The organism is Streptomyces sp. NPDC048389 (assembly GCF_040706335.1).
Taxonomy (GTDB): domain Bacteria; phylum Actinomycetota; class Actinomycetes; order Streptomycetales; family Streptomycetaceae; genus Streptomyces.
The window spans coordinates 1-21,045 of the sequence record NZ_JBEZKP010000005.1 but is presented as its reverse complement, the minus strand read 5'-3'; the positions used below and the strand labels follow the sequence as shown (position 1 = coordinate 21,045).

The window sequence follows — 21,045 nt, the reverse complement described above, 5'->3', positions numbered from 1 at the left end:
CGTGTTCGAGGATCGCGATCCTCCGAGGCGCCGCCCGGCAACATCTCGACCAGCTCCTGACTCCTAAGTAACCTTACTGAGTAGTAAATCTACGACCGAGCAGGAGTCAGGACAATGGCCGATCGCTATCTGCACTTCACCGGCACGGCCCCCGGCCGTTTCCTCACCCGCCGGCTCGGTCTGCCCCGGCCCGCCCCGCTGCACCGCTGGAGCCCCGAACGCCCTGCCCTCGAGGGCCCCTTGCTCGTCCTGACCGCCGCCGGCTCCGGGCTCGACGGCCCGCTGCCCGGCATCGGCCTGAAAACGGTGACCGCGGCGGACCGCCCGGCCGGGGTCCTCCTCGACGCCACCGGCGTCGCCGGAGCCGCCGATCTGGCGTCGGTGCACGCCGCGCTGCACCCCGTCGTGCGCACCGTCGCCGACAGCGGCCGCGTCGTCGTGCTCGGCGCCCGGCCCTGTGCCGACGACCACCACCAGGCAGCCGCCCAGGAGGCGCTCGCGGGCCTCGTCCGCTCCCTCGGCAAGGAGATCGGCCGCGGTCGCACCGTCAACCTTGTCCGGCTGGCGGCCCCTTCTCCCACTGCGGCCGAGTCCACGCTGCGTTTCCTGTTCTCCCCCAAGTCCGCGTATGTCAGCGGCCAGGTCGTCGAGCTGACCGACACCGTCCCCCGGCAGCCGGCCGACCCCGCCCGTCCGCTCACCGGGCGCACCGCGCTCGTCACCGGCGCGGCCCGTGGCATCGGCGCGTCCGTCGCCGAGGTCCTCGCCCGCGACGGCGCCCACGTCATCTGCGTGGACGTGCCCCGGGCCCAGGCGGACCTGGTCCGCACCGCGGACCGGCTGGGGGCGACCGCGCTCCCGCTCGACATCACCGCGGACGACGCCGCCTACCGCATCGCCTCCACGCTCCCCGACAGCCATCTGGACGTCCTCGTCCACAACGCGGGCATCACCCGTGACCGCAGGCTCGCCAACATGCCGGCGGACCGGTGGAGCCAGGTCGTCGACGTCAACCTCTCCTCGGTCCTCGACACCACGGACGCCCTGCTGAAGACGGGCGCCGTCCGCCGCGGCGGACGGATCGTCGCCACCGCCTCGATCGCCGGCATCGCGGGCAACACCGGCCAGACCAACTACGCGGCGAGCAAGGCGGGAATCATCGGCCTGGTCCGCTCCCTCGCCCCGCGCGCCGCCGCCGCGCACGGCGTGACCGTCAACGCCGTCGCGCCCGGCTTCATCGAGACGATGATGACCGCCGCCGTCCCCCTGCTCATCCGCGAGGCCGGGCGCCGGATGAACTCCCACGGCCAGGGCGGCCTCCCCGTCGATGTCGCCGAGGCGACCGCCTACCTCGCCCACCCGTCCTCGGGGCCCGTCAACGGCCAGGTCCTGCGCGTCTGCGGCCAGAGCCTGCTGGGTGCGTGACCATGGACACCGTCACGCTGACGACCATGCCCCCGCTCGCTCCTCTGCTCGCGAAAGGCGCGGCGCTCTCCGTGCTGAAGCGCCGGGTAGACGCGGGGGCGGCGCTCCCCCGTACCCGGCTGGTGCTGCCCGAGGCGCGTATCGACGCCGCGCGCCTCGCCGCGTACGCCGACATCTGCGGCTTCCCCGTGGGTGAGGCGCTGCCGCTCCCGTATCCCCACGTCCTCGGATTCCCGCTCGCCGTACGGCTGATGGCCGACCGCGCCTTCCCGCTCCCGCTTCTCGGCCTGGTCCACACCCGCATCGAGATCAAGCGGCACGGCCACCGGCTGGTACGGCAGCACCGCCCCGAACTCGCCGTGCACGCGGGGGAACTGACGCCCCACCGGCGCGGCACCGAGGTGGTGCTGGTCACCGAGGCCCGGCTCGACGGCGCGCTGGTCTGGCAGTCGCGCAGCTCCTACCTGGCCCGGCACCGCACCGCGTACGACGACCCCCGCGACAGCGGCCCCGCGGACGCCGCGCCGCCGCCCGCCGTCACCGGGTGGCGGGCGCCCGGCGACCTCGGCCGCCGCTACGGCGCGGCCTCCGGCGACCGCAACCCCATCCATCTGCATCCGCTCACGGCACGGCTGTTCGGCTTCCCGCGCGCCATCGCCCACGGCATGTGGACCTTCGCGCGCTGTGTGGCCGAGGCCGAGCGGAGCGGCGGGCCGGCGGCCGAGGCACGGGCCGAGTTCAAGGCTCCCGTCCTGCTCCCGGCCGACGTCACCTACGCGGCGCGCACCACCGGCCGGGGCACCGACTTCGAACTGCGCGGGGGACAACGGGTGCACCTGGCCGGCGGGACCGTCAGCGATGGGACCAGCGCTCGCCCCGCATGAGGCCGCCGAGGCCGGTCCACGCGAAGTTCATCAGCAGGCCGGCGGCCTCCTTCGCCGAGATCCCGGCGTCGTTCGCCCACCCCGCGAGCGACTCGGCGGCCCCCACCAGCGCCTGCGCGAGCCCTTCCACGTCCCGGTGCGCCAGCTCGTCGCCCCGGTGCGAGCCCGCCGCGCCCGGCGCCGGAGGCACGCCCTGGCGGGCGGCGGCGCCGATCAGTACGGTCACGAAGTCGGCGATCTCCTGCCGCATCTTCGAGACCTCCGCCGCGAACGGCTCACCGTGCGTGCGGGCCTGGCGGTGCAGCACGGACCAGCCGTCCGGGTTCTCCCGGGTGTGCCGGAAGAACGCCTCCAGCCCGGCCCACATCTGCTCGTCCGCCGGCAGGCGCGGCTCGATCGCCGCCTGCACGGCCTCGGTGAGCCGCTGCGCCTCCCGCCGGATGCAAGCGGTGAACAGCTCCTCCTTGGAGTTCAGATACAGGTACACCAGGGGCTTGGAGACACCCGCGAGCTCCGCGATCTCGTCCATCGACGCGGCACGGTAGCCGCGCTGCGCGAACGTCTGCACGGCGGCGTCCATCATCTGCTGCTCGCGCACGGCGCGCGGCATGCGCTTGGACCTCGCGCTCTTCACAGCACTCATGTCAGTGTTCCTCCCGCCCCGTGCCCCTACTCAGCAGTAAGACTACGACTCCGGCAGTTGACAGCGTCATGGCGGCGTTCATGGCCCGCATTAAGGTCCACCGCGAGCGAGGAGGTCAACCGCGGGTGGCGTGTCTCGGCCGTATCCGGGTGGGCCCGGACGTCCGTGTGCTCTGCCCGCGGCGAGGCGGACACCGGTGCGACCCGGGTTCGACCGCCGGCAGGCCGTCGCCGACCGGGCGCTCCGCGCCGGGGCGTGTTCCGCCGCGTCGAAGGGCCGCGGGCCCCGCCCGCTGAAACGGGAGAGGCCCACGGCCCTGCTTCTGACGGTTCGCGACCGGGGGTTACGCGGGAACCGGCACGGCCGCCTTCCGCCCGGTCTCCCCCGCGTCGTCGCCGGCATCCACCGCGCCGGTGTCGATGTCGTCGATCGGCGAGAACGTCGCGGAGTTGTACGCGTCCCGGTCGAGGATCCGCTCGCGGGCCGCGACGATGACCGGAACGAGCGCTTGGCCGGTGACGTTCGTGGCGGTGCGCATCATGTCGAGGATCGGGTCGATCGCCATCAGCAGGCCGACGCCCTCCAGCGGGAGGCCCAGCGTCGACAGGGTCAGCGTCAGCATGACGGTGGCGCCGGTCAGACCGGCCGTCGCGGCGGAGCCGACGACGGAGACGAAGGCGATCAGCAGGTAGTCCTGGATGCCGAGCTGCACGTCGAAGATCTGCGCGATGAAGATGGCGGCGAGCGCCGGGTAGATGGCGGCGCAGCCGTCCATCTTGGTGGTCGCGCCGAACGGGACCGCGAAACTCGTGTAGTCCTTCGGCACACCGAGACGCTCGGTGACCTTCTGGGTGACCGGCATGGTGCCGACCGAGGAGCGGGACACGAAGGCAAGCTGGATGGCGGGCCAGGCGCCCTTGTAGAACTGGAGCGGGTTGACCTTGGCCACGGTCGCCAGCAGCAGCGGGTAGACGCCGAACATGACCAGGGCGCAGCCGATGTAGACGTCGGCGGTGAAGGTGGCGTACTTGCCGATCAGGTCCCAGCCGTAGTCGGCGATCGCGAAGCCGATGAGGCCGACGGTGCCGACGGGGGCGAGGCGGATGACCCACCACAGGGCCTTCTGCAGCAGTTCGAGGACCGACTCGCTCAGCACGAGGACCGGCTTGGCGCGGTCACCGAGCCCCAGCGCGGCGATACCGGCGACGACGGCCATGAAGACGATCTGGAGCACTTCGAGTTCGGTGAACGGCGTGATGACGTCCGTCGGGACGATGCCGGTGAGGAAGTCGATCCAGGATCCGGCGTTCTCCGGCTTCTGCCCGTCCTTGGGGGTGAGGCCGGTGCCCGCCCCGGGATTGGTGAGCAGGCCGATGACCAGGCCGATGGCCACGGCGATCAGCGACGTGATCATGAACCAGAGCAGGGTGCGGGTGGCCAGCCGGGCGGCGTTGTTGACCTTCCGCAGGTTGGTGATGGACACCAGGATCGCGAAGAAGACGAGCGGCGCGACGGCCAGCTTCAGCAGCTGGACGAAGATCGAGCCGATCTGGTCGAGGGTGTCCTTCAGCCAGGCGACGTCCTGGCTGCGGGCGAGCCAGCCGAGCAGCACACCGAGCGCCAGACCGGCGACGATCTGGGCCCAGAAGGGGACCTTGGGTATACGGAAACCGGAGCCGGACCGATTTCCGGCAGGGGTGGACGCGGTGTTCGCGGACACGGACGCACTCCAGTGATGGCGTGGGGGAAGTACAGGGGGACGGGGTGCGGCGCCCGGGCGCGCGAAGGCGCGGTGCCGCAGTGTGGTGCCGGGTGGCGCGAAGCGGCTACCGGCAACAGACCGCGGACATACAGCGGCACAGGTCGACATGCAGGCGCGCCACGAGCGGAATGCTCGCGGCGTCGTGGTGGCGCACTGCTGTCTTCATGCCGAACACGTTAACACTTTGACTTTGAGAACCTCAAAGCTGTCCTTGGGGAGCGCCCGTCGGGCCCCCTGTCCCGCGCCTCGGCGGCGAGAGCTTCCCGCGCCTCAGCGGGCGAGGGTTCCCGCGACTCAGCGGGCGAGGCCGTCCTCCTGGTTGCGGTTGGCCTCAAGGCGTGCCTTGGCGCCGTCGACCCTGGTGACGATCTGCTCGGACATCGCGTCGCGCTGCTTGCGCAGCAGGACGAAGCTGAGCGGCGCGGAGAGCACCAGCGAGAGCAGGACGACCCAGACGAAGTTCGAGTCGCCGAGGCCCTTGGGCAGGGCCCCGATCTGGACCAGGCCGGCCACGACGACGAAGCATCCGACGAAGATCGCCAGACGCAGTGCGGTGTACCGGATCGCGGCGCTCGTCCTTGCAGCGGACACGGCGGGCCTTCTTCCTTGCGTACGACGTGGGTGCCGGTTCCAGTGAAGCACGCCGCCCGCGGTGGACCTGCCGGGAGGGCCTAGACAAGCGGCAGCAGCATGATGACGTCGTCCCGGTCGTCGCCGTCGGCGACCCTGATCGCGCCGGGCACCCGGCCGACCTCTTTGTACCCGCAGGCGGCGTAGAAGCGGTCGGCGCCGGTGCCGCCGCGGCAGGTGAGCCGTATCGCCTCGATGCCGTCGAAGCCGCGGGCGGCGTCCGCCGCGGCGGCCATCAGGTCACGTCCGCAGCCCTTGCCCTGGTGCCGGGGATGGACCATCACCGTGTAGAGCCAGACCCAGTGCGTCATCAGCCGGTGGCTGTTGTGGGCGAGGAAGGCGGTGGCCGCGATCCGGCCGTCCTCGTCGCGGCCGACGAGGAGACGCATCCGTCCCTCCGCGATGGCCGTCAGGTGTTTGCGCCACTCGGGCCGGATCTCCTCGGCCGTGACGGGTGGCACGAAGCCGACGGCTCCGCCCGCGTTGCTGACGTCCGTCCAGAGCGCGACGACGCCGTCGCGCAGGTCGTCCCCGCCGGGCGGGTCGAGCTCGAAGGTGAGGGCCATGGAAGCAGCGTAGACAAGGAAGCCCCGGCCGCGGCCGGGGCTTCCAGAGGACGAGACGGCACTCACAGGCGCATGGGCTGCGGCGACTCACGGCGGTCCGCGTCCGGTCCCGGGTACTCGCGGATGATCTCGTAGCGGGTGTTGCGCTCCACGGGGCGGAAGCCCGCGTCGCGGATCAGGTCGAGCAGGTCGTCGCGGGTCAGCTTGTTCGGCGTGCCGTAGTTGTCCGCGTCGTGCGTGATCTTGTACTCGACGACCGAGCCGTCCATGTCGTCGGCGCCGTGCTGGAGAGCCAGCTGGGCGGTCTGCACGCCGTGCATCACCCAGAAGACCTTGACGTGCGGGACGTTGTCGAAGAGGAGGCGCGAGACCGCGAAGGTCTTCAGCGCCTCCGCGCCGGTCGCCATGGTGGTGCGGGCCTGGAGCCTGTTGCGGACCTTGCCGTCCTGCATGTCCACGAAGTCGTGCTGGTAGCGCAGCGGGATGAAGACCTGGAAGCCGCCGGTCTCGTCCTGCAGTTCACGCAGCCGCAGCACGTGGTCGACCCGGTGGCGGGGCTCCTCGATGTGCCCGTACAGCATCGTGGACGGGGTCTTGAGGCCCTTTTCGTGCGCCAGGCGGTGGATCCGCGACCAGTCCTCCCAGTGGGTGCGGTGGTCGACGATGTGCTGCCGGACCTCCCAGTCGAAGATCTCGGCGCCGCCGCCGGTCAGCGACTCCAGACCGGCCTCGATCAGCTCGTCGAGGATCTCGGAGGCGGACATCCCGGAGATCGTCTCGAAGTGGTGGATCTCCGTGGCGGTGAATGCCTTCAGCGATACGCCGGGCAGCGCCTTCTTCAGCTCGGAGAGCGAGCGCGGGTAGTAGCGCCACGGGAGGTTGGGGTGGAGCCCGTTGACGATGTGCAGCTCGGTGAGGTTCTCGCCCTCCATCGCCTTGGCGAGGCGGACGGCCTCCTCGATGCGCATGGTGTACGCGTCCTTCTCGCCCGGCTTGCGCTGGAACGAGCAGTACGCGCACGACGCGGTGCACACGTTCGTCATGTTGAGGTGGCGGTTGACGTTGAAGTGGACGACGTCGCCGTTCTTGCGGGTGCGCACCTCGTGCGCCAGCCCGCCGAGCCACGCCAGGTCGTCCGACTCGTAGAGGGCGATACCGTCCTCACGCGTCAGCCGCTCACCGGCCCGGACCTTCTCCTCGAGCTCGCGCTTGAGTCCTGCGTCCACTTGGGGCCGCCTCCCATACATGTACCGATCGGGCTCCACCAACGGTATCCCTAGCTCTCCTCGGGAAGGTCGCCGACCCGGTTCTCCCACTTGGTGGAGAGCACGATCGTGGTACGCGTACGGGAGACGCCGCGCGTCCCGGAGAGCCGGCGGATCGTCTTCTCCAGACCGTCCACGTTGTCGGACCGGACCTTGAGCATGAACGAGTCGTCGCCCGCGATGAACCAGCAGTCCTCGATCTCTGCGAGGTCCTTCAGCCGGCGGGCCACGTCGTCGTGGTCGGCGGCGTCGGAGAGCGAGATACCGATCAGGGCGGTGACGCCGAGGCCGAGCGAGGCGGCGTCGACGGTCGCCCGGTACCCGGTGATGACGCCTGCCGCCTCCAGGCGGTTGATGCGGTCGGTGACGGAGGGGCCGGAGAGCCCCACGAGCCGGCCGAGTTCGGCGTACGAAGCCCTGCCGTTCTCGCGCAGGGCCTGGATGAGCTGCCTGTCCACGGCGTCCATTAGACTCAAGCCTTCCATTATTCGGCGATACCGCAAGTTTACGTGTAGAATCTAAGGCATGCAGGGTCGACACCCTGCGAATTATTCAAACGATCACAGCTGATCCCATCGGATCACGATCCATACAGGAGTTGACACTCACCGTGTACACGATCGAGATGGCCTACGCCCACATGCGACAGCTGCAGGAGCTGGCCAACCGCTCGCGTGCCCATCAGCCCGCCGCCGCGCACCGGGTCGACCGGACCCGCACACCGCGTACCGGCAAGAAGCGCTAACCACCCGCGGAGCCACCACCCAGCTCCCCCTCCCAACGGCGGTACAGCCGATGCGGCACTCCTGCCGCGTCGAGCACCCGCCCGGCGACGAAGTCCACCAGATCCTGGATGTGCGTCGCCCCCGCGTAGAACGCCGGAGAGGCGGGCAGCACCACTGCACCCGCCTCGTCCAGCGTGACCAGATGCTTCAGCGTCTGCCCGTTCAGGGGGGTCTCCCGCACGGCGACCACCAGAGCGCGCCGCTCCTTGAGCGTCACACTCGCCGCGCGCTGCAGCAGGTCCTTCGAGAGCCCGAGCGCCACACCCGCCACACAGGCCGTCGACGCCGGCACGATCAGCATGCCCTTGACCGGGTACGACCCGGACGACGGGCCGGCGGCGAGGTCTCCGGCAGACCAGTGCCGCACGTCCGAGACATCGGCGTCGAACCGGTCCGGTTTCCCGTCGGCTCCCCGGGCCAGCCACTGCCGCAGATCATCGCGCCAGTGGGCGTCACGGAAGGCGATACCGGTCTCGTCGAGCAGCGTCAGCCGCGAGGCCCGGCTGACCACCAGGTCCACGCTCTCGCCCGCGGCCAGCAATCCACGCAGCACGGCTGCCGCGTACGGCGTACCGGAAGCACCGGACACCCCCACGACCCACGGCCGACGACCCTTCATTTCTTGCTGCTCCACACCGTTGAGCCTATCCGGCGCCGCGGACGCGGAACTGAGCACGGTGGGCGGCACGTTTCCCGAGCAGGGCGTACCCACGGCAGAGGGGCAGCTATGACGTACACGGAACCCACCCGGTGGACCGGTTCGGGCCGGGCGAAGGCCGCGGCCCTGCTCATGCTGGCCTGGGTGGCGCTGCTGTGGGTGCTCGAAGCGATCGACGTGGCCTCGGGCCACGCGCTGGACGCCTACGGCATCACCGCCCGGCAGCCCGACGAGCTGGCCGACGTGGTCCCCGCCGCGTTCATGCACTTCGGCTTCGACCACGTGGCGGCCAACAGCGTTCCGCTGCTGATCTTCGGCTTCCTCGCCGCGCTCGGCGGCATCCGCCGCTTCCTCGTCGTGTCACTGGTGATCATCCTGGTGTCCGGCCTGGGGGTGTGGCTGTTCTCCCCGTCCGGTGCCAACACGGCGGGCGCCTCCGGCCTCGTCTTCGGCCTCTTCGGCTACCTGGTGGTGCGCGGGTTCGTGGAGCGCAGCCTGTGGCAGGTCGCCGTCGGCCTGGTGGTCGGCGCGGTCTGGGGCAGCTCGATCGGGCTCGGCATAGCGCCGAGCGACACCGGCGTGAGCTGGCAGGGCCACCTCTTCGGGCTTCTGGCGGGCGTCGCGGCGGCGTTCCTCTTCCACCGTCGCGGCACGAAAGACCCTGGTTAAGCGCTGGGGTCCACCGGCAGGTTCGTCGTGTCGACGGTCAGCTTGCCGATCCCGGTCTCCACAGACATCTTCTTCCCGTAGGGAAAGGTGTCCCGCCCGAGGTATCCGTCCGGGCCCGGATTCCAGAGGGTCACGCAGTGCGCCTTGTAGGGATCGAAGATCAGGTAGTTCGGGATGCCACGCCGCGCGTAAGCCCGGTTCTTGACCTCGTAGTCATTGCGGACGCTACTCGGTGAGACGACCTCGACAGCGATCTCGATGAGTTCCGGGGAGTACACACTGAGATTCTTCCGCCTTTCGGCGTCGGGGATCACGGCCAGGTCGGGACAGAACTCGTTGTCCTGGTCGAAGAGCACGGCCACGTCGCTGATGAACCCCCACTCTTCAGCGAGCTGGGACTTCAAGACGTCGCGCACGCCCCAGATCGTCTCGTTGTGGTGCGGCTTGACCGGACTCATCACGATATTGCCCTCGACAATCTCCGTCCGGTACCCGGGGAACATGTCCTCGAACCGGCTGAGCTGTGAGTGCAGGCGGTCGCTCTCCGAGACGGTCACGTCGGCCTCCCTGTCCATGCACTCGATGGTAGGCCGAAGGCTATTCAGACGGTCAGACCACGCACCGCGAGATCGAGGAGCGCGCACACGAAAAGGGCAATGCCGATGAACCCGTTGACGGTGAAGAACGCCCTGTTCAGGCGGGACAGGTCGTGCGGGCGGACGATCGTGTGCTCGTAGAGGAACGCCACCGCGACGATCACCAGGCCCGCCCAGAAGAAGACGCCCGCGTCCGTCGCCAGTGCGTACCAGACCAGCAGGCCGGTCGTCACGACGTGCGAGGCGCGGGCGCCGTGGAGCGCGGCCGGGATGCCGAAGCGGGCCGGGACCGACTTCACGCCGTGGGCGCGGTCGGCCTGGACGTCCTGGCAGGCGAAGATCAGGTCGAAGCCGCCGATCCAGACGCCGACCGCCAGACCCAGGATCACCGCGTCCCACGACCACGCGCCGGTGACCGCGATCCACGCGCCGACCGGGCCCATCGCCTGGGCCAGACCGAGAATGGCGTGCGGGAAGTTCGTGAACCGCTTGCCGTACGGATAGACCACCATCGGCACCACCGCGACCGGCGCGAGCGCCAGACACAGCGGGTTGAGCAGCGCCGCCGCACCGAGGAAGACGACCAGCGCGACGAGCGCGCCCGTCCACGCCGAACGGACGGACACCGCGCCGGTGACCAGCTCGCGCCCCGCCGTACGCGGGTTACTGGCGTCGATCTCGCGGTCGATGATCCGGTTGCAGGCCATCGCGAAGGTCCGCAGGCCCACCATCGCGACGGTGACGAGCAGCAGCTCCACCCAGTGGACGCTCCGGTCCGCCCGGAACATCGCGGTGAGCGCGGCGATGTAGGCGAAGGGCAGCGCGAAGACCGAGTGCTCGATCATCACCAGCCGCAGGAAAGCCTTGACCTTCCCGGCCGGCTGCGGCGCCTGCCCCTGACCCACGACCCCGTCGGCGGTGGTCATCATGCGAGGCTCCCGAGAAACGCGTCGAGGTCGGCCAACAGTTCGGCGACGGGCAGCGGACCCGTCCGGACGGTCAGCCGCGTGCCCTCGTCCTCGGGCGGGGTGACGTGGGCCGTGAAGGCGAACGCGTCCGCGCCGGCGGGACGGGCGTCCAGGCTCAGCACGGCGCCGCCGTCGACGGTGAAGGGCCCGGACGCCGCGGCGAGCTCGGCGCGCAGCCGCTCCGCGAAACCGGCCGGCTCCGCGTCGCGCACACCGGGCAGCTCGAAGCCGCCGCCCTCGCCGTCGTTCTCGAACAGGACCGTCCAGGTGTCACCGGCCCCGGCGAACTCCTCGGGCGCCACGCCCGCCTGCTCGGCGGCGAGCCGGACACTCGGGTCGGCCGGGTCGAGCTCGGGGCGCACCAGGGCCACGTAGTCGGTGTCGGTGCCGATGAAGAGGGCCGGGCCGCCCACGGGTGCGGGGCTCACAGGCCGTACTCCTTCCAGCGGCGGTCGACGAGCGCCGCCGTCGCGGGATCGGACTCCACCATGGCGGGCCAGCCGCCGTCCCGGGTGTAGCCCTCCTCCGGGAGCTTCCTCGTCGCGTCGATGCCCGCCTTGCCACCCCAGAACTGCTGGTAGGAGGCGTGGTCGAGATGGTCGACCGGGCCCTCGACGACCGTGAGGTCACGGGCGTAGTCGGTGTTGCCGAGCGCCCGCCACGAGACCTCGTGCAGGTCGTGGACGTCACAGTCCTTGTCCACGACCACGATCAGCTTCGTCAGGGACATCATGTGCGCGCCCCAGATGGCGTGCATCACCTTCTGTGCGTGCTTCGGGTACTTCTTGTCGATCGAGACGATCGCGCAGTTGTGGAAGCCGCCCGACTCCGGCAGGTGGTAGTCCACGATGTCCGGCACGATGATCTTGAGCAGCGGGAGGAAGAACCGCTCGGTGGCCCGGCCCAGCGGCCCGTCCTCCGTCGGCGGCCGTCCCACCACGATCGACTGGAGCAGCGGCCGCTCGCGCATCGTGACGCAGTCGATCGTCAGCGCCGGGAACGGCTCCTGCGGCGTGTAGAAGCCGGTGTGGTCGCCGAACGGGCCCTCGGGCAGCATCTCCCCCGGCTCCAGCCAGCCCTCCAGTACGACCTCGGCGTTCGCGGGGACCTGAAGCGGCACGGTCTTGCAGTCGACCATCTCGGTCCGCCGGCCCGCGACGAAGCCTGCGAACAGGTACTCGTCGATGTCGCCGGGAAGCGGCGCGGTGGAGGCGTACGTCACGGCCGGCGGGCAGCCGAAGGCGATGGCGACCGGCAGCCGCTCGCCGCGCCGCTCGGCGACGGCATAGTGGTTGCGGCTGTCCTTGTGGATCTGCCAGTGCATGCCGATGGTCCGGCGGTCGTGCCGCTGGAGCCGGTACAGGCCGAGGTTCCGCACGCCCGTCTCGGGGTGCTTGGTGTGGGTGAGTCCCAGGTTGAAGAAGGAGCCGCCGTCCTCGGGCCAGGTGAACAGCGCGGGCAGCATGTCCAGGTCGACGTCGTCGCCGCGCAGGACGACCTCCTGCACGGGCGCGTCCTTCACCTTCTTCGGTGGCACGTGCATCATCGAGCCGAGCTTGCCGAACGCCTCGCGGACCCCGATGAAGCCGTGCGGCAGCTCCGGCTTGAGCAGCCCGCCGATCTTCTCGCTGATCTCCGCGTACGACTTCAGGCCGAGCGCCTTGAGGAGGCGGCGGTCGGTGCCGAAGACGTTCATCGCGAGCGGCATCGAGGAGCCGCGCACGTTCTCGAAGAGCAGCGCCGGGCCGCCGGCCTTGTTCACCCGGTCGACGATCTCCCCGACCTCGAGATGCGGGTCGACTTCGGCCTTGATGCGCTTGAGGTCGCCCTCGCGCTCCAGCGCCCGGAGCAGGGAGCGAAGATCGTCGTAAGCCATGGGGTCAAGTATCGGGCACCCGCTACCCTGGCCCCGTCACCGGGGCCGGGGAAACGCCGCCCCGCCTATGTCTCCAGGGAGCTGTCCCACATGCTCAGGGCACTGATGTACATCCTGCCGCTGGCGCTGACGATCTACGCTTTCGTCGACTGCCTGAACACGCCTGAGGACGAGGCCAAGCATCTCCCCAAGCTGGCCTGGGTGTTCATCATCCTGCTCTTCTGGATCGTCGGCCCGATCGTCTGGTTCGCCGCAGGCAAGACGCGACACGCCCCGGCCGGCGGCCGCACCCCGTCCGCGTGGCACCGCAACCACCGCACCCAGTGGGTCGCACCCGACGACAACCCCGACTTCCTGAAGTCCCTCAAGGACGACGAGACCAAGAAGGACGAGACGGTCCTCAAGGACTGGGAGGCGGACCTGCGCCGCCGCGAGGAGGAGCTGAAGAAGCGCGAGCAGGACGGTGACAAGGGCCAGTGACGGAGCCGCGGCTCCCGGTTGCCTCCGCGTCGCCTTCCCCCGGAGAGCCGCCGGGCCGCCGTACACCCGGTCCGGCGTGACCGAACCGGACTGCCCGTACCGGGCTGCCGTACCGCGGTCTGTTGTCGAGGCGGCCCCACCGTCGGCCGGACGGCGTGGCGAACGGGCTCAGAGCTGACCAGGAGCAGGTGGACGGCGGGCTCAGAGCGCAGGAGCAGGTGGACGGCAGGCTCAGACCGCAGGAGCCGCAGGAGCGTCACGCCGTAGACCGCGCGTGACGCGCCCGCTTCGCCGGGGAAGAGTCCCGGCATGGATCAGGAACTGGCGCGACAGTGGCTCGCCACCGCGGTCGACGAAGCGCGGGCCGGTCTCGCGGAAGGCGGCATCCCCATCGGGGCCGCGCTGTACGGCGCGGACGGCACGCTGCTGGGCCGGGGCCGCAACCGGCGGGTCCAGGACGGCGATCCGTCGGCACACGCCGAGACGGCGGCCTTCCGTGCCGCCGGGCGGCAGCGTTCGTACCGCGGGACGACGATGGTGACCACGCTCTCGCCCTGCTGGTACTGCAGTGGCCTGGTGCGTCAGTTCGGCATCCCGCGGGTGGTGATCGGCGAGGCGGCGACCTTCCGCGGCGGCCGCGACTGGCTCGCCGGAAACGGCGTGGAGATCGTCCTGCTGGACGACTCCGGGTGCCGGGCGACGATGCGCGACTTCGTCGCCGCCAGGCCCGAGCTGTGGCACGAGGACATCGGGGCCTGAGCGCCGGCGCTACGCCGCCGCGTAGGCGTCCCGCAGCTGCTGCCGCCGCTTCGGCGTCCAGAGGGCCCAGTCGGTCATGGGCCTGCCCTCGAGGGCGTCCACGAGCAGCTCGAAGTGGTTGTGCCAGCCGGCCAGGCGGTCGAGGAGCACGTCGTCGTCGCAGCGCAGTTCGTTGGTGAAGCGCAGCACGGTCCCGCTGTCGCCGTGCGGCTCGAGGTGGAAGCGGATACGGCCGTGGCCGGAGACCGTGTACTCGGCGACCCGCTCCACGTCCCATGCCGTGACATGGCCCTCGGCGACGGTGTGACGGCCCTGCGCGTCAGCGTTCAGCCACCGGAGCGTGACGGCGCCGCCGACTCTCGGTTGGAGTACGTCGGCGGCGCAGAGCCAGGTCGGCAGTGCTTCGGGGGTGGCCACGGCGGCCCATACCCGGATCACCGGATGCGGCAGACGCAGTTCGTACCGCAGCAGGTGAGTGCCGGCGTCCCGGTTCTCGACGGTGCCGTGGGGGATCACGTCACTCATGCATCCAGCGTCACCCTTCGGCGGTGCGGGCGCTACTTCACTCGACGCCGGCGTACGAGTGCAGGCTGTTCACGAACATGTTCACGCCGTAGTAGTTGAACAGCCAGCAGGCGAAGGCGATCAGCGCCAGGTACGCGGCCTTGCGTCCCTTCCAGCCGGCGGTGGCGCGGGCGTGGAGATAGGCGGCGTAGGCGACCCAGGTGATGAAGGACCAGACCTCTTTGGCGTCCCAGCCCCAGTAGCGGCCCCACGCGTCGCCGGCCCAGATCGCGCCCGCGATGATCGTGAACGTCCACAGCGGGAAGACGGCGGCGTTGACGCGGTAGGCGAACTTGTCGAGAGAGGCGGAGGCGGGCAGCCGTTCCAGCACCGAGGTGGCGAAGCGGCCCGGCTTGCCGCCGTTCACCAGCTTGTTCTCGTAGGAGTCACGGAACAGGTACAGCACCGTGCCGACGGCGCCCAGGTAGAAGACCGCGCCGCAGAAGATCGCGGTGGAGACGTGGATCCACAGCCAGTACGAGTCCAGCGCCGGGACCAGCTGGTCGCTCTCCGTGTAGAGCCAGGTGACGGCGATGCCGAGGTCGAGCAGCACGGTGGTGACCAGCGGCAGACCGGCCCAGCGGACGTTCTTCTTGGCGAGGAGCAGCGCCAGGTACACACCGACGACGACGGTCGAGAACGTCGTGGAGAACTCGTACATGTTGCCCCACGGCGCGCGCTGCACCGACAGGGCGCGCGCGGTGACACCGGCCGCCTGGAGCAGGAAGGCGAGAGCGGTGAGCGAGACCGCGATCCTGCCGTACAGGTCCCCGCTCTCGGTGCCGCCGTGCGCGCCGGGGCCGTCGGGGACGTCACGGGCGCCGTTGGCGGCCCGGGTGACGACCTTGGGCTTCTCCAGGACGGCGGTACCGCCGCCCTTGACCTGGACCTTCGGCGCCTCGTCCGCCTTCTCCCCGGCGGGGGCGGTCAACGCGGCGGCGGTACGGGCCACCTTGCTGCGGCTGCCGAGCGTCCACTCGACGATGTGCGCGAAGAAGGCCAGCGTGTAGACGGCCATCGACGAGTAGATCAGGTAGTTGCTGATCTCGGCCAGGTTCGCGTTGGTTGCGGCGGCGAGAGTCACTTCTCAGACCCTTCGGCAGGAACTTCTACGGGTTCAGGCGCGGTCGGCGCCTGCGCATGGAGGGTGGCGGCGAGTTCGGCCAGCTCTTCGGGGAGCTTCGCCGACTCGCTGCGGCCGAGTCCGGCCATCTCGACGACGGTCACACCGTCCGCGCCGCGCACGGCCCGCACCCAGATCCGGCGGCGCTGGATGAACAGCGAGCCGGCGAGGCCGGCGATGGCCGCGATCGCGCCGGTCAGCGCCCAGCCGTTGCCGGGCTGCTGCGAGATCTGGAAGCTGGCCCACTCCTTCACTTCCTTCTCGAAGGTGATGGACCCTGCGCCGTCGGGGAGCTCCATGGTCTCGCCGGGCAGCAGGCGCTCGGTGAGCCTGTTCCCGTCGGCGTCCTTGAACTGCTCCATCTTGCTGGTGTCGAGCTGGTACACGTTCTGCGGCAGGCCGGCGTCGACACCGAGGCTGCCGCGGAAGGCGCCGAGGCTGAGCGCGGGATACTCGAGCCCCGGGAACTGGGAGAACATCTGGCCGCTGTTCTCGCCCCCGTAGGTGGGTACGAAGAACGCGGCGAAGCCGAGCTGGTCCTTCTTGCCGTTCTTGTCGCGGTAGCCGTCCATCACCTTGATGGCACCGGTCGAGGAGACGTTGGCGTCGATCGGCAGCAGCGGCACGGCCTCGCTGCTGACGACCTTGCCCCTGCCGTCGCGGATGGTGACGACGGGCGCGTAGCCGTGCTCCAGCAGGTAGACCTTGGTGCCCTCGACGTCCAGCGGCTTGTTGACCTCGATGACCGACTTCCGCTCGCGCCCGTCGCCCTGGGACCAGGTCACGGCGGCCTCGAAGGTGCGGGGCGTGCCGCGCTGCGGACCGCTCTTCTCGTACGTGCCGGTGAAGCTGTCGAGGGTGAAACTGAACGGCACGAGTTCGTCGGGGCTGAACAGCGAACCGGACTTGAAGTCGTCGTACTGGGTGAGGGTGTTGGAGAAACCGTCACCCTCGACGACGAGTTTGCCGCCCTCCGACTTGAAGAGGACCCCCACCGCGAACGCCACGAGGATCACGATCAGCGACACGTGGAAGACGAGGTTCCCCGCCTCGCGGAGGTAGCCCTTCTCCGCGGCGACCGCGTCTTCGGCGGTACGGGCCCGGAAGCGGCGCTTCTTCAGCAGCGCGAGCGCAGCCTCACGCACCTCTTCCGGCTCGGCCCGAGTGCGCCAGGTGGTGTGGGCGGGCAGGCGGGTGAGCCGCCTGGGAGCGCCCGGCGGCAGGCCGCGGAGCTGTCCGACGAACTGCCGGCTGCGCGGCACGATGCAGCCGATGAGCGAGATGAAGAGCAGGATGTAGATCGCGGAGAACCACACCGAGCTGTAGACGTCGAACAGCTGCAGCTTCTCGTAGACGGGTGTCAGGACCTCGTGCCGCTCCTTGAAGGCGTCCACCTTCATGGTGTCCACGCTGTTCTGCGGGATCAGCGAGCCCGGGATGGAGCCCAGCGACAGCAGAAACAGCAGGATCAGCGCGACGCGCATGGAGGTCAGCTGCCGCCAGAACCAGCGCAGCCAGCCGATCACTCCTATCGCGGGACCGCCGGCGGAATCCGGGGCCCCCTCCTCCACGGGGGCGGTGGACAGCCGCGCCTCGGCCTCGCCGACTTCGCGCTCTTCGGTCTTGCTCATGCTCAGATCCCCACCGTGAAGCCGTCGGACCATCCCTGCATCTCCTGCACCAGGGTGTCCCATGCACCTGTGAGCAGCAGCAGACCGGTCGCGATCATCATGCCGCCGCCGATCCGCATCACCCACGTGTAGTGACGCTTGACCCATCCGAACGCGCCGAGGGCCCTGCGGAAGGCGACCGCGGCGAGTACGAAGGGCAGGCCGAGGCCGAGGCAGTACGCGACCATCAGTACGGCCCCACGGCCGGCGGTCGCCTCCTGGAACGCAAGGACGTTCACCGACGCGATCGTCGGCCCGAGGCAGGGGGTCCAGCCGATGCCGAACAGCCCGCCGAGCAGCGGGGCACCGGCGAGGCCGGCCGCCGGGCGCTTGTGGAAGCGGAACTCCCGCTGGGTGAGCCAGGGCATGAGCCCCATGAAGAACACGCCCAAGAGGATCATCAGGCCGCCGAGGACCTTGGACAGGACCTCGCGCTGTTCCTGGAGAGTGCTGCCGAAGTAGCCGAACAGCGCGCCGCCGGAAACGAAGACGACCGTGAAGCCCAGGACGAAGAGGGACGCGCCGGTGACCATCCGCCCGCGTCGCGCCTCCGCCAGGTCGGTGCCGCCCATGCCGGTGACGTACGAGATGTAGCCGGGCACGAGGGGCAGTACGCAGGGCGAGAAGAAGGAGACGAGCCCGGCGAGTACGGCGAGGGGCAGGGCGAGCGGCAGTGCGCCTTCGCTGATCGTCTCGGTCACGCCGGACGCCGCGGCCAGAGCCAGAGCCTCCACGGGATCACTTCTCCGCGATCAGCGGGTCGATCATCTTGCGGAGTTCCTTGTCGTCCAGCGCTTTGAGGGAACGAGCCGCGATCCTGCCCTCACGGTCGAGGACGATCGTGGTGGGAATGGCCTGCGGGTTCAAAGTGCCCTTGGGGAAGCCGTTGACGATCAGTTTCCCGATCGGGTCGTACAGGCTCGGGTACTCGACGCCGTAGTCCTTCTCGAAGTTGATCGCCTTCTGCTTCTTGGCGTCACGGGTATTGATCCCGACGAACTCCACGCCCTGCGCCTTGGTCTCCTTGGCCACCTCGGAGAAATAGCGCGCCTCGGCACGGCACGGTCCGCACCACGATCCCCATACGTTCAGTACGACGACCTTGCCCTTGAGGTCGGCGACGTCGAGGTGCTCGCCGTGGAGGGTTTCGCCGGCGAGCTTGCCGGTCGACCGGCGCTCGCCCTTGGGGACGGTGTCGACACCACCGGTGCCGGTGACGAAGTTGGTGTCGCCGCCACCGCCGGACTTTCCACCGTCGCCGCAGGCCGACAGGGTGAGCGCCCCTGCGGCGACCAGTGCGGTCAGCAGGACGGCGCGGGGGGCACGGCTAGGACTCATGTGAAAAGTTTCGCATGGCTCCTGAGCCGATCTTCCGCACCCCCCTGCGTGCCCGATTGCGACCGTTGTCAAGCCGCCTTAAGGAATGTGCTCCAACCGCCCGCCGGCGCCTGTCCGACTTCGAGTGTCCGCAGCCTGGCGAGCACCTGCGGGTCCTGCGCGTCGAGCCAGTCGCAGAACTGACGGAAGGACACCAGCCGTACGCCCTTCTTCCCGGCCATGACCTTGAGCGATTCCTCGACGGCGTCCATGTATATGCCGCCGTTCCACTGCTCGAAGTGGTTGCCGATGAAGAAGGGCGCGCGATTGCTCTCGTAGGCCCGGTTGAATCCCGCGAGATAGGCGTCGGTTGCCTGCTTCTTCCAGCCCGGATAACGGGAGGGCATGCCCTGGGTCGAATTCTTCGACTGGTTGGCGAGCATGTTGTAGTCCATGGAGAGGACTTCGAAGGAGTGGCCTGGGAACGGGACGGCCTGCAGCGGCAGGTCCCAGATGCCGAGCTTCTTGTCCGGCCAGGTCTGGCGGCCGCCGGGCGAGCTGGCGTCGTAGCGCCAGCCGAGCTGCTTGGCCGTCGGCAGCAGTTTGTCCTGGCCGAGCAGGCAGGGAGTGCGTGCGCCGACGAGTTCCTTGCGGTAGTCGAAGGGCAGTGGGTCGATGTCGTGCCAGCCGCTGTTCGTGCGCCATTCGGTGACGAACTTCACAGCCTGTTCGATCTCGCTTCGCCAGTCAGCGGGAGTCCAGTTGGCGACCGATCCGCTGCCGCCGCAGAAATGGCCGTTGAAGTGGGTGCCTATCTCATGGCCGTCGAGCCATGCCTGGCGTATGTACTTCAGCGTGTCCTTGATGTGGTCGTCGGTGAGATAACCGATGTCGGAAGCGCCGACCGGGTTGTTGGGCGGCCGGTAGAACGACTTCTTCGATTCGGGCAGCAGGTAGTTCCCCGAGAGGAAGAAGGTCATGCCCGCCCCGTGATTCCTGGCGAGTTCGAGGAATCGGGGGAAGAGGCCGTTGCCGACTTCACCCGCCCCGTCCCAGGAGAAGATCACGAATTGCGGCGGCGTCTGCCCCGGTTCGAGGGGGACGGGTTTCTGCGGCTGGTGCGGCTGCCTGCCCGTGTCGGAGGTGGAACCGTCACCGATCGGCCGGCCGGGGGTCTTCGACGGAGAGGGCTTGGCGCTGCCCTTCCCCGGCCCGCCCCCCTTGGCCGGATCGTCGTGCCCGCGTCCGCCCGATCCGCCGGAGCTGCAGCCGGCCGCCCCGATCGCCGCCGCAGCCCCAAGCCCCGCTCCGAGCAAACCCCTTCGGCTGATGTCCCGCATATCGTCCCCATCCGCGCTCTCTTGGTGCGGAGAGCTGTCTGAAACCGGCCCGGCAAACCGGCACGGCAAACCGGCACAAGCTGAGATGCGCGTCGGAACATGAGGGTTCCGGGGACGTCTGATTATTTTTCTTTCATACCAGCGAATGATCTTGACTGATCGCGGACCGGGTGATCGACGATCAGCGGCGTCGGCTACGCGCCGAATGCCTTGCTCTTGCCCTTCACCGGCCGGGCCCCCGCGAGGAGATGCGCCGGAACAAGATCCCGGGCGGGTTCCGTATAACCCACGGACACAATCCGGTCGCCCTCGTACATGAACGTGGTCAGGGAGGCCAGAGTGCACTGACGGCGGCGCGGATCGTGCCACAGCCGGCGGCGCTCCACGAAACTGCGCACGGTCCAGATCGGCAACTGATGGCTGACGCACACGGCCTCGTGGCCGCGCGCCGCGTCCCGTGCCGCGTCCAGCGCCGCCAGCATCCGCCGGGCCTGCTCCACGTACGGCTCGCCCCAGGACGGGCGGAACGGGTTGGTCAGATGCTTCCAGTTGCCCGGCTTGCGCAGCGCGCCGTCGCCGACGCCGAAGGTCTTGCCCTCGAAGACGTTGGCAGCCTCGATCAGCCGCTCATCCGTGTCGAGCGTCAGACCGTGCGTCTTCGCGATCGGCATGGCCGTCTCCTGCGCCCGCTCCAGCGGAGACGCCACGACATGGGTGATGTCACGTGCCGAGACGTGCTCGGCGACCCGGTCGGCCATCCGCCGGCCGAGATCGGAGAGGTGGTAGCCGCTGCGGCGCCCGTAGAGGACACCGTCGGGGTTGTGCACCTCACCGTGGCGCACCAGATGCACGACGGTGATCTCACCGCCGCCGGCGACGCGCCGGACCTCGGCGCTCTTGGCGGCGGCGCGGTCCAGTGCGTCGTCCAGCGCGTGGTGCTCGGAGCCGCTGCTCTGCCCGGCGCTCATGCGGTCCTACCTTGTTCGTGGGTTGGACGGGCCGTCGTAAGGTCCAGAGACCCAGAGACTCCGGGCATGGCTTTCATGCGGTTGCCCTCGATGGTTC

General features: G+C 69.6%; 24 protein-coding genes. 6 read left to right on the top strand and 18 right to left on the bottom strand.

What is annotated here, in order from left to right; translation table 11 throughout:
- Positions 1 to 114 precede the first annotated feature (114 nt).
- The gene (locus tag AB0903_RS05500) at positions 115 to 1,425 is read left to right on the top strand and encodes a 3-oxoacyl-ACP reductase (protein WP_366699271.1); all 1,311 of its coding nucleotides are present in this window, start codon (positions 115 to 117) and stop codon (positions 1,423 to 1,425) included.
- 2 nt (positions 1,426 to 1,427) lie between these two features.
- Entirely contained in the window at positions 1,428 to 2,309 is an 882-nt protein-coding gene (locus AB0903_RS05495; RefSeq protein ID WP_366699580.1) for a MaoC/PaaZ C-terminal domain-containing protein, read from the top strand.
- On the opposite strand, the gene AB0903_RS05490 is transcribed toward AB0903_RS05495, so the two are convergent.
- The 6 genes from AB0903_RS05490 to AB0903_RS05465 all read right to left on the bottom strand — a co-directional run bounded on the left by AB0903_RS05490 (position 2,278) and on the right by AB0903_RS05465 (position 7,642).
- On the bottom strand, positions 2,278 to 2,952 hold the full coding sequence (locus tag AB0903_RS05490) for a TetR/AcrR family transcriptional regulator (RefSeq protein ID WP_366699269.1): 675 nt from the start codon (positions 2,950 to 2,952) through the stop codon (positions 2,278 to 2,280). The two genes, AB0903_RS05495 and AB0903_RS05490, sit on opposite strands and share 32 nt — an antisense overlap.
- Before the next feature lie 343 nt (positions 2,953 to 3,295).
- Positions 3,296 to 4,672 (bottom strand): dicarboxylate/amino acid:cation symporter, encoded by a 1,377-nt coding sequence (locus AB0903_RS05485; RefSeq protein ID WP_366699267.1) that lies wholly within the window; start codon positions 4,670 to 4,672, stop codon positions 3,296 to 3,298.
- Positions 4,673 to 5,008: 336 nt separating this feature from the next.
- On the bottom strand, positions 5,009 to 5,305 hold the full coding sequence (locus AB0903_RS05480) for a DUF4229 domain-containing protein (protein WP_366699265.1): 297 nt from the start codon (positions 5,303 to 5,305) through the stop codon (positions 5,009 to 5,011).
- Between the two features lie 80 nt (positions 5,306 to 5,385).
- Positions 5,386 to 5,910, bottom strand: a complete 525-nt coding sequence (locus AB0903_RS05475) for a GNAT family N-acetyltransferase (RefSeq protein WP_366699263.1) — start codon at positions 5,908 to 5,910, stop codon at positions 5,386 to 5,388.
- Between the two features lie 62 nt (positions 5,911 to 5,972).
- Positions 5,973 to 7,136, bottom strand: coding sequence for an aminofutalosine synthase MqnE (gene mqnE / locus AB0903_RS05470; RefSeq protein WP_366699261.1), 1,164 nt, complete (start codon positions 7,134 to 7,136; stop codon positions 5,973 to 5,975).
- Between the two features lie 50 nt (positions 7,137 to 7,186).
- Positions 7,187 to 7,642: an Lrp/AsnC family transcriptional regulator gene (locus AB0903_RS05465; protein ID WP_356897637.1), complete on the bottom strand. Its 456-nt coding sequence runs from the start codon at positions 7,640 to 7,642 to the stop codon at positions 7,187 to 7,189.
- Between the two features lie 131 nt (positions 7,643 to 7,773).
- Between AB0903_RS05465 and AB0903_RS05460 the strand changes: the two genes are divergently transcribed.
- Positions 7,774 to 7,920, top strand: coding sequence for a hypothetical protein (locus tag AB0903_RS05460; RefSeq protein ID WP_366699259.1), 147 nt, complete (start codon positions 7,774 to 7,776; stop codon positions 7,918 to 7,920).
- Here the strand turns inward: AB0903_RS05460 and AB0903_RS05455 are convergent.
- Positions 7,917 to 8,579, bottom strand: coding sequence for a UbiX family flavin prenyltransferase (locus AB0903_RS05455; RefSeq protein WP_366699578.1), 663 nt, complete (start codon positions 8,577 to 8,579; stop codon positions 7,917 to 7,919). The genes AB0903_RS05460 and AB0903_RS05455 overlap by 4 nt on opposite strands.
- Before the next feature lie 108 nt (positions 8,580 to 8,687).
- Between AB0903_RS05455 and AB0903_RS05450 the strand changes: the two genes are divergently transcribed.
- Positions 8,688 to 9,287 carry a rhomboid family intramembrane serine protease gene (locus AB0903_RS05450; RefSeq protein ID WP_366699257.1) on the top strand — a complete coding sequence of 200 codons (600 nt, stop codon included), beginning with the start codon at positions 8,688 to 8,690 and terminating at the stop codon, positions 9,285 to 9,287.
- Here the strand turns inward: AB0903_RS05450 and AB0903_RS05445 are convergent.
- Genes AB0903_RS05445 through AB0903_RS05430 form a run of 4 tightly spaced genes read right to left on the bottom strand, consistent with a single transcriptional unit; the run spans position 9,284 to position 12,727 of the window.
- Positions 9,284 to 9,862, bottom strand: coding sequence for a Uma2 family endonuclease (locus tag AB0903_RS05445; RefSeq protein WP_366699255.1), 579 nt, complete (start codon positions 9,860 to 9,862; stop codon positions 9,284 to 9,286). The genes AB0903_RS05450 and AB0903_RS05445 overlap by 4 nt on opposite strands.
- Before the next feature lie 26 nt (positions 9,863 to 9,888).
- Positions 9,889 to 10,809: a menaquinone biosynthesis prenyltransferase MqnP gene (mqnP, locus tag AB0903_RS05440; protein ID WP_366699576.1), complete on the bottom strand. Its 921-nt coding sequence runs from the start codon at positions 10,807 to 10,809 to the stop codon at positions 9,889 to 9,891.
- Complete coding sequence (locus AB0903_RS05435) at positions 10,809 to 11,279, bottom strand: hypothetical protein (protein WP_366699253.1); 471 nt, start codon at positions 11,277 to 11,279, stop codon at positions 10,809 to 10,811. The genes mqnP and AB0903_RS05435 overlap by 1 nt, the downstream gene beginning before the upstream one ends.
- Positions 11,276 to 12,727 (bottom strand): menaquinone biosynthesis decarboxylase, encoded by a 1,452-nt coding sequence (locus AB0903_RS05430; RefSeq protein ID WP_366699252.1) that lies wholly within the window; start codon positions 12,725 to 12,727, stop codon positions 11,276 to 11,278. Before AB0903_RS05430 ends, AB0903_RS05435 begins: the two co-directional genes overlap by 4 nt.
- Positions 12,728 to 12,817: 90 nt before the next feature.
- Between AB0903_RS05430 and AB0903_RS05425 the strand changes: the two genes are divergently transcribed.
- Entirely contained in the window at positions 12,818 to 13,207 is a 390-nt protein-coding gene (locus AB0903_RS05425; RefSeq protein ID WP_366699250.1) for a PLD nuclease N-terminal domain-containing protein, read from the top strand.
- Between the two features lie 309 nt (positions 13,208 to 13,516).
- Positions 13,517 to 13,966 (top strand): nucleoside deaminase, encoded by a 450-nt coding sequence (locus AB0903_RS05420; protein WP_366699248.1) that lies wholly within the window; start codon positions 13,517 to 13,519, stop codon positions 13,964 to 13,966.
- A 9-nt stretch (positions 13,967 to 13,975) separates the two neighbouring features.
- Here AB0903_RS05420 and AB0903_RS05415 read toward each other — a convergent pair whose 3' ends face one another.
- The 7 genes from AB0903_RS05415 to AB0903_RS05385 form a co-directional block, all read right to left on the bottom strand.
- The gene (locus AB0903_RS05415) at positions 13,976 to 14,491 is read right to left on the bottom strand and encodes an SRPBCC domain-containing protein (RefSeq protein ID WP_366699246.1); all 516 of its coding nucleotides are present in this window, start codon (positions 14,489 to 14,491) and stop codon (positions 13,976 to 13,978) included.
- A gap of 37 nt (positions 14,492 to 14,528) precedes the next feature.
- Positions 14,529 to 15,614, bottom strand: coding sequence for a c-type cytochrome biogenesis protein CcsB (gene ccsB / locus AB0903_RS05410; protein ID WP_366699244.1), 1,086 nt, complete (start codon positions 15,612 to 15,614; stop codon positions 14,529 to 14,531).
- Entirely contained in the window at positions 15,611 to 17,284 is a 1,674-nt protein-coding gene (locus AB0903_RS05405) for a cytochrome c biogenesis protein ResB (RefSeq protein WP_366699242.1), read from the bottom strand. The genes ccsB and AB0903_RS05405 overlap by 4 nt, the downstream gene beginning before the upstream one ends.
- A gap of 2 nt (positions 17,285 to 17,286) precedes the next feature.
- Positions 17,287 to 18,048, bottom strand: coding sequence for a cytochrome c biogenesis protein CcdA (locus tag AB0903_RS05400; RefSeq protein ID WP_366699574.1), 762 nt, complete (start codon positions 18,046 to 18,048; stop codon positions 17,287 to 17,289).
- A 13-nt stretch (positions 18,049 to 18,061) separates the two neighbouring features.
- Positions 18,062 to 18,661 (bottom strand): TlpA disulfide reductase family protein, encoded by a 600-nt coding sequence (locus tag AB0903_RS05395; protein ID WP_366699240.1) that lies wholly within the window; start codon positions 18,659 to 18,661, stop codon positions 18,062 to 18,064.
- A 68-nt stretch (positions 18,662 to 18,729) separates the two neighbouring features.
- On the bottom strand, positions 18,730 to 19,980 hold the full coding sequence (locus AB0903_RS05390) for a hypothetical protein (RefSeq protein ID WP_366699238.1): 1,251 nt from the start codon (positions 19,978 to 19,980) through the stop codon (positions 18,730 to 18,732).
- 194 nt (positions 19,981 to 20,174) lie between these two features.
- Positions 20,175 to 20,948, bottom strand: coding sequence for a histidine phosphatase family protein (locus AB0903_RS05385; RefSeq protein WP_366699236.1), 774 nt, complete (start codon positions 20,946 to 20,948; stop codon positions 20,175 to 20,177).
- Positions 20,949 to 21,045: the final 97 nt, after the last annotated feature.

Excerpts from the sequence above, each read along its gene's own strand:
- AB0903_RS05390 (WP_366699238.1), bottom strand. The coding sequence starts at position 19,980 with ATGCGGGACATCAGCCGAAGGGGTTTGCTCGGAGCGGGGCTTGGGGCT.
- AB0903_RS05455 (WP_366699578.1), bottom strand. The coding sequence starts at position 8,579 with ATGAAGGGTCGTCGGCCGTGGGTCGTGGGGGTGTCCGGTGCTTCCGGT.
- AB0903_RS05420 (WP_366699248.1), top strand. The coding sequence starts at position 13,517 with ATGGATCAGGAACTGGCGCGACAGTGGCTCGCCACCGCGGTCGACGAA.
- mqnP (WP_366699576.1), bottom strand. The coding sequence starts at position 10,809 with ATGACCACCGCCGACGGGGTCGTGGGTCAGGGGCAGGCGCCGCAGCCG.
- AB0903_RS05495 (WP_366699580.1), top strand. The coding sequence starts at position 1,428 with ATGGACACCGTCACGCTGACGACCATGCCCCCGCTCGCTCCTCTGCTC.
- AB0903_RS05465 (WP_356897637.1), bottom strand. The coding sequence starts at position 7,642 with ATGGACGCCGTGGACAGGCAGCTCATCCAGGCCCTGCGCGAGAACGGC.
- AB0903_RS05490 (WP_366699269.1), bottom strand. The coding sequence starts at position 2,952 with ATGAGTGCTGTGAAGAGCGCGAGGTCCAAGCGCATGCCGCGCGCCGTG.
- AB0903_RS05405 (WP_366699242.1), bottom strand. The coding sequence starts at position 17,284 with ATGAGCAAGACCGAAGAGCGCGAAGTCGGCGAGGCCGAGGCGCGGCTG.
- AB0903_RS05425 (WP_366699250.1), top strand. The coding sequence starts at position 12,818 with ATGCTCAGGGCACTGATGTACATCCTGCCGCTGGCGCTGACGATCTAC.
- AB0903_RS05475 (WP_366699263.1), bottom strand. The coding sequence starts at position 5,910 with ATGGCCCTCACCTTCGAGCTCGACCCGCCCGGCGGGGACGACCTGCGC.
- AB0903_RS05395 (WP_366699240.1), bottom strand. The coding sequence starts at position 18,661 with ATGAGTCCTAGCCGTGCCCCCCGCGCCGTCCTGCTGACCGCACTGGTC.
- AB0903_RS05430 (WP_366699252.1), bottom strand. The coding sequence starts at position 12,727 with ATGGCTTACGACGATCTTCGCTCCCTGCTCCGGGCGCTGGAGCGCGAG.
- AB0903_RS05450 (WP_366699257.1), top strand. The coding sequence starts at position 8,688 with ATGACGTACACGGAACCCACCCGGTGGACCGGTTCGGGCCGGGCGAAG.
- AB0903_RS05385 (WP_366699236.1), bottom strand. The coding sequence starts at position 20,948 with ATGAGCGCCGGGCAGAGCAGCGGCTCCGAGCACCACGCGCTGGACGAC.
- AB0903_RS05415 (WP_366699246.1), bottom strand. The coding sequence starts at position 14,491 with ATGAGTGACGTGATCCCCCACGGCACCGTCGAGAACCGGGACGCCGGC.
- AB0903_RS05445 (WP_366699255.1), bottom strand. The coding sequence starts at position 9,862 with ATGGACAGGGAGGCCGACGTGACCGTCTCGGAGAGCGACCGCCTGCAC.
- AB0903_RS05500 (WP_366699271.1), top strand. The coding sequence starts at position 115 with ATGGCCGATCGCTATCTGCACTTCACCGGCACGGCCCCCGGCCGTTTC.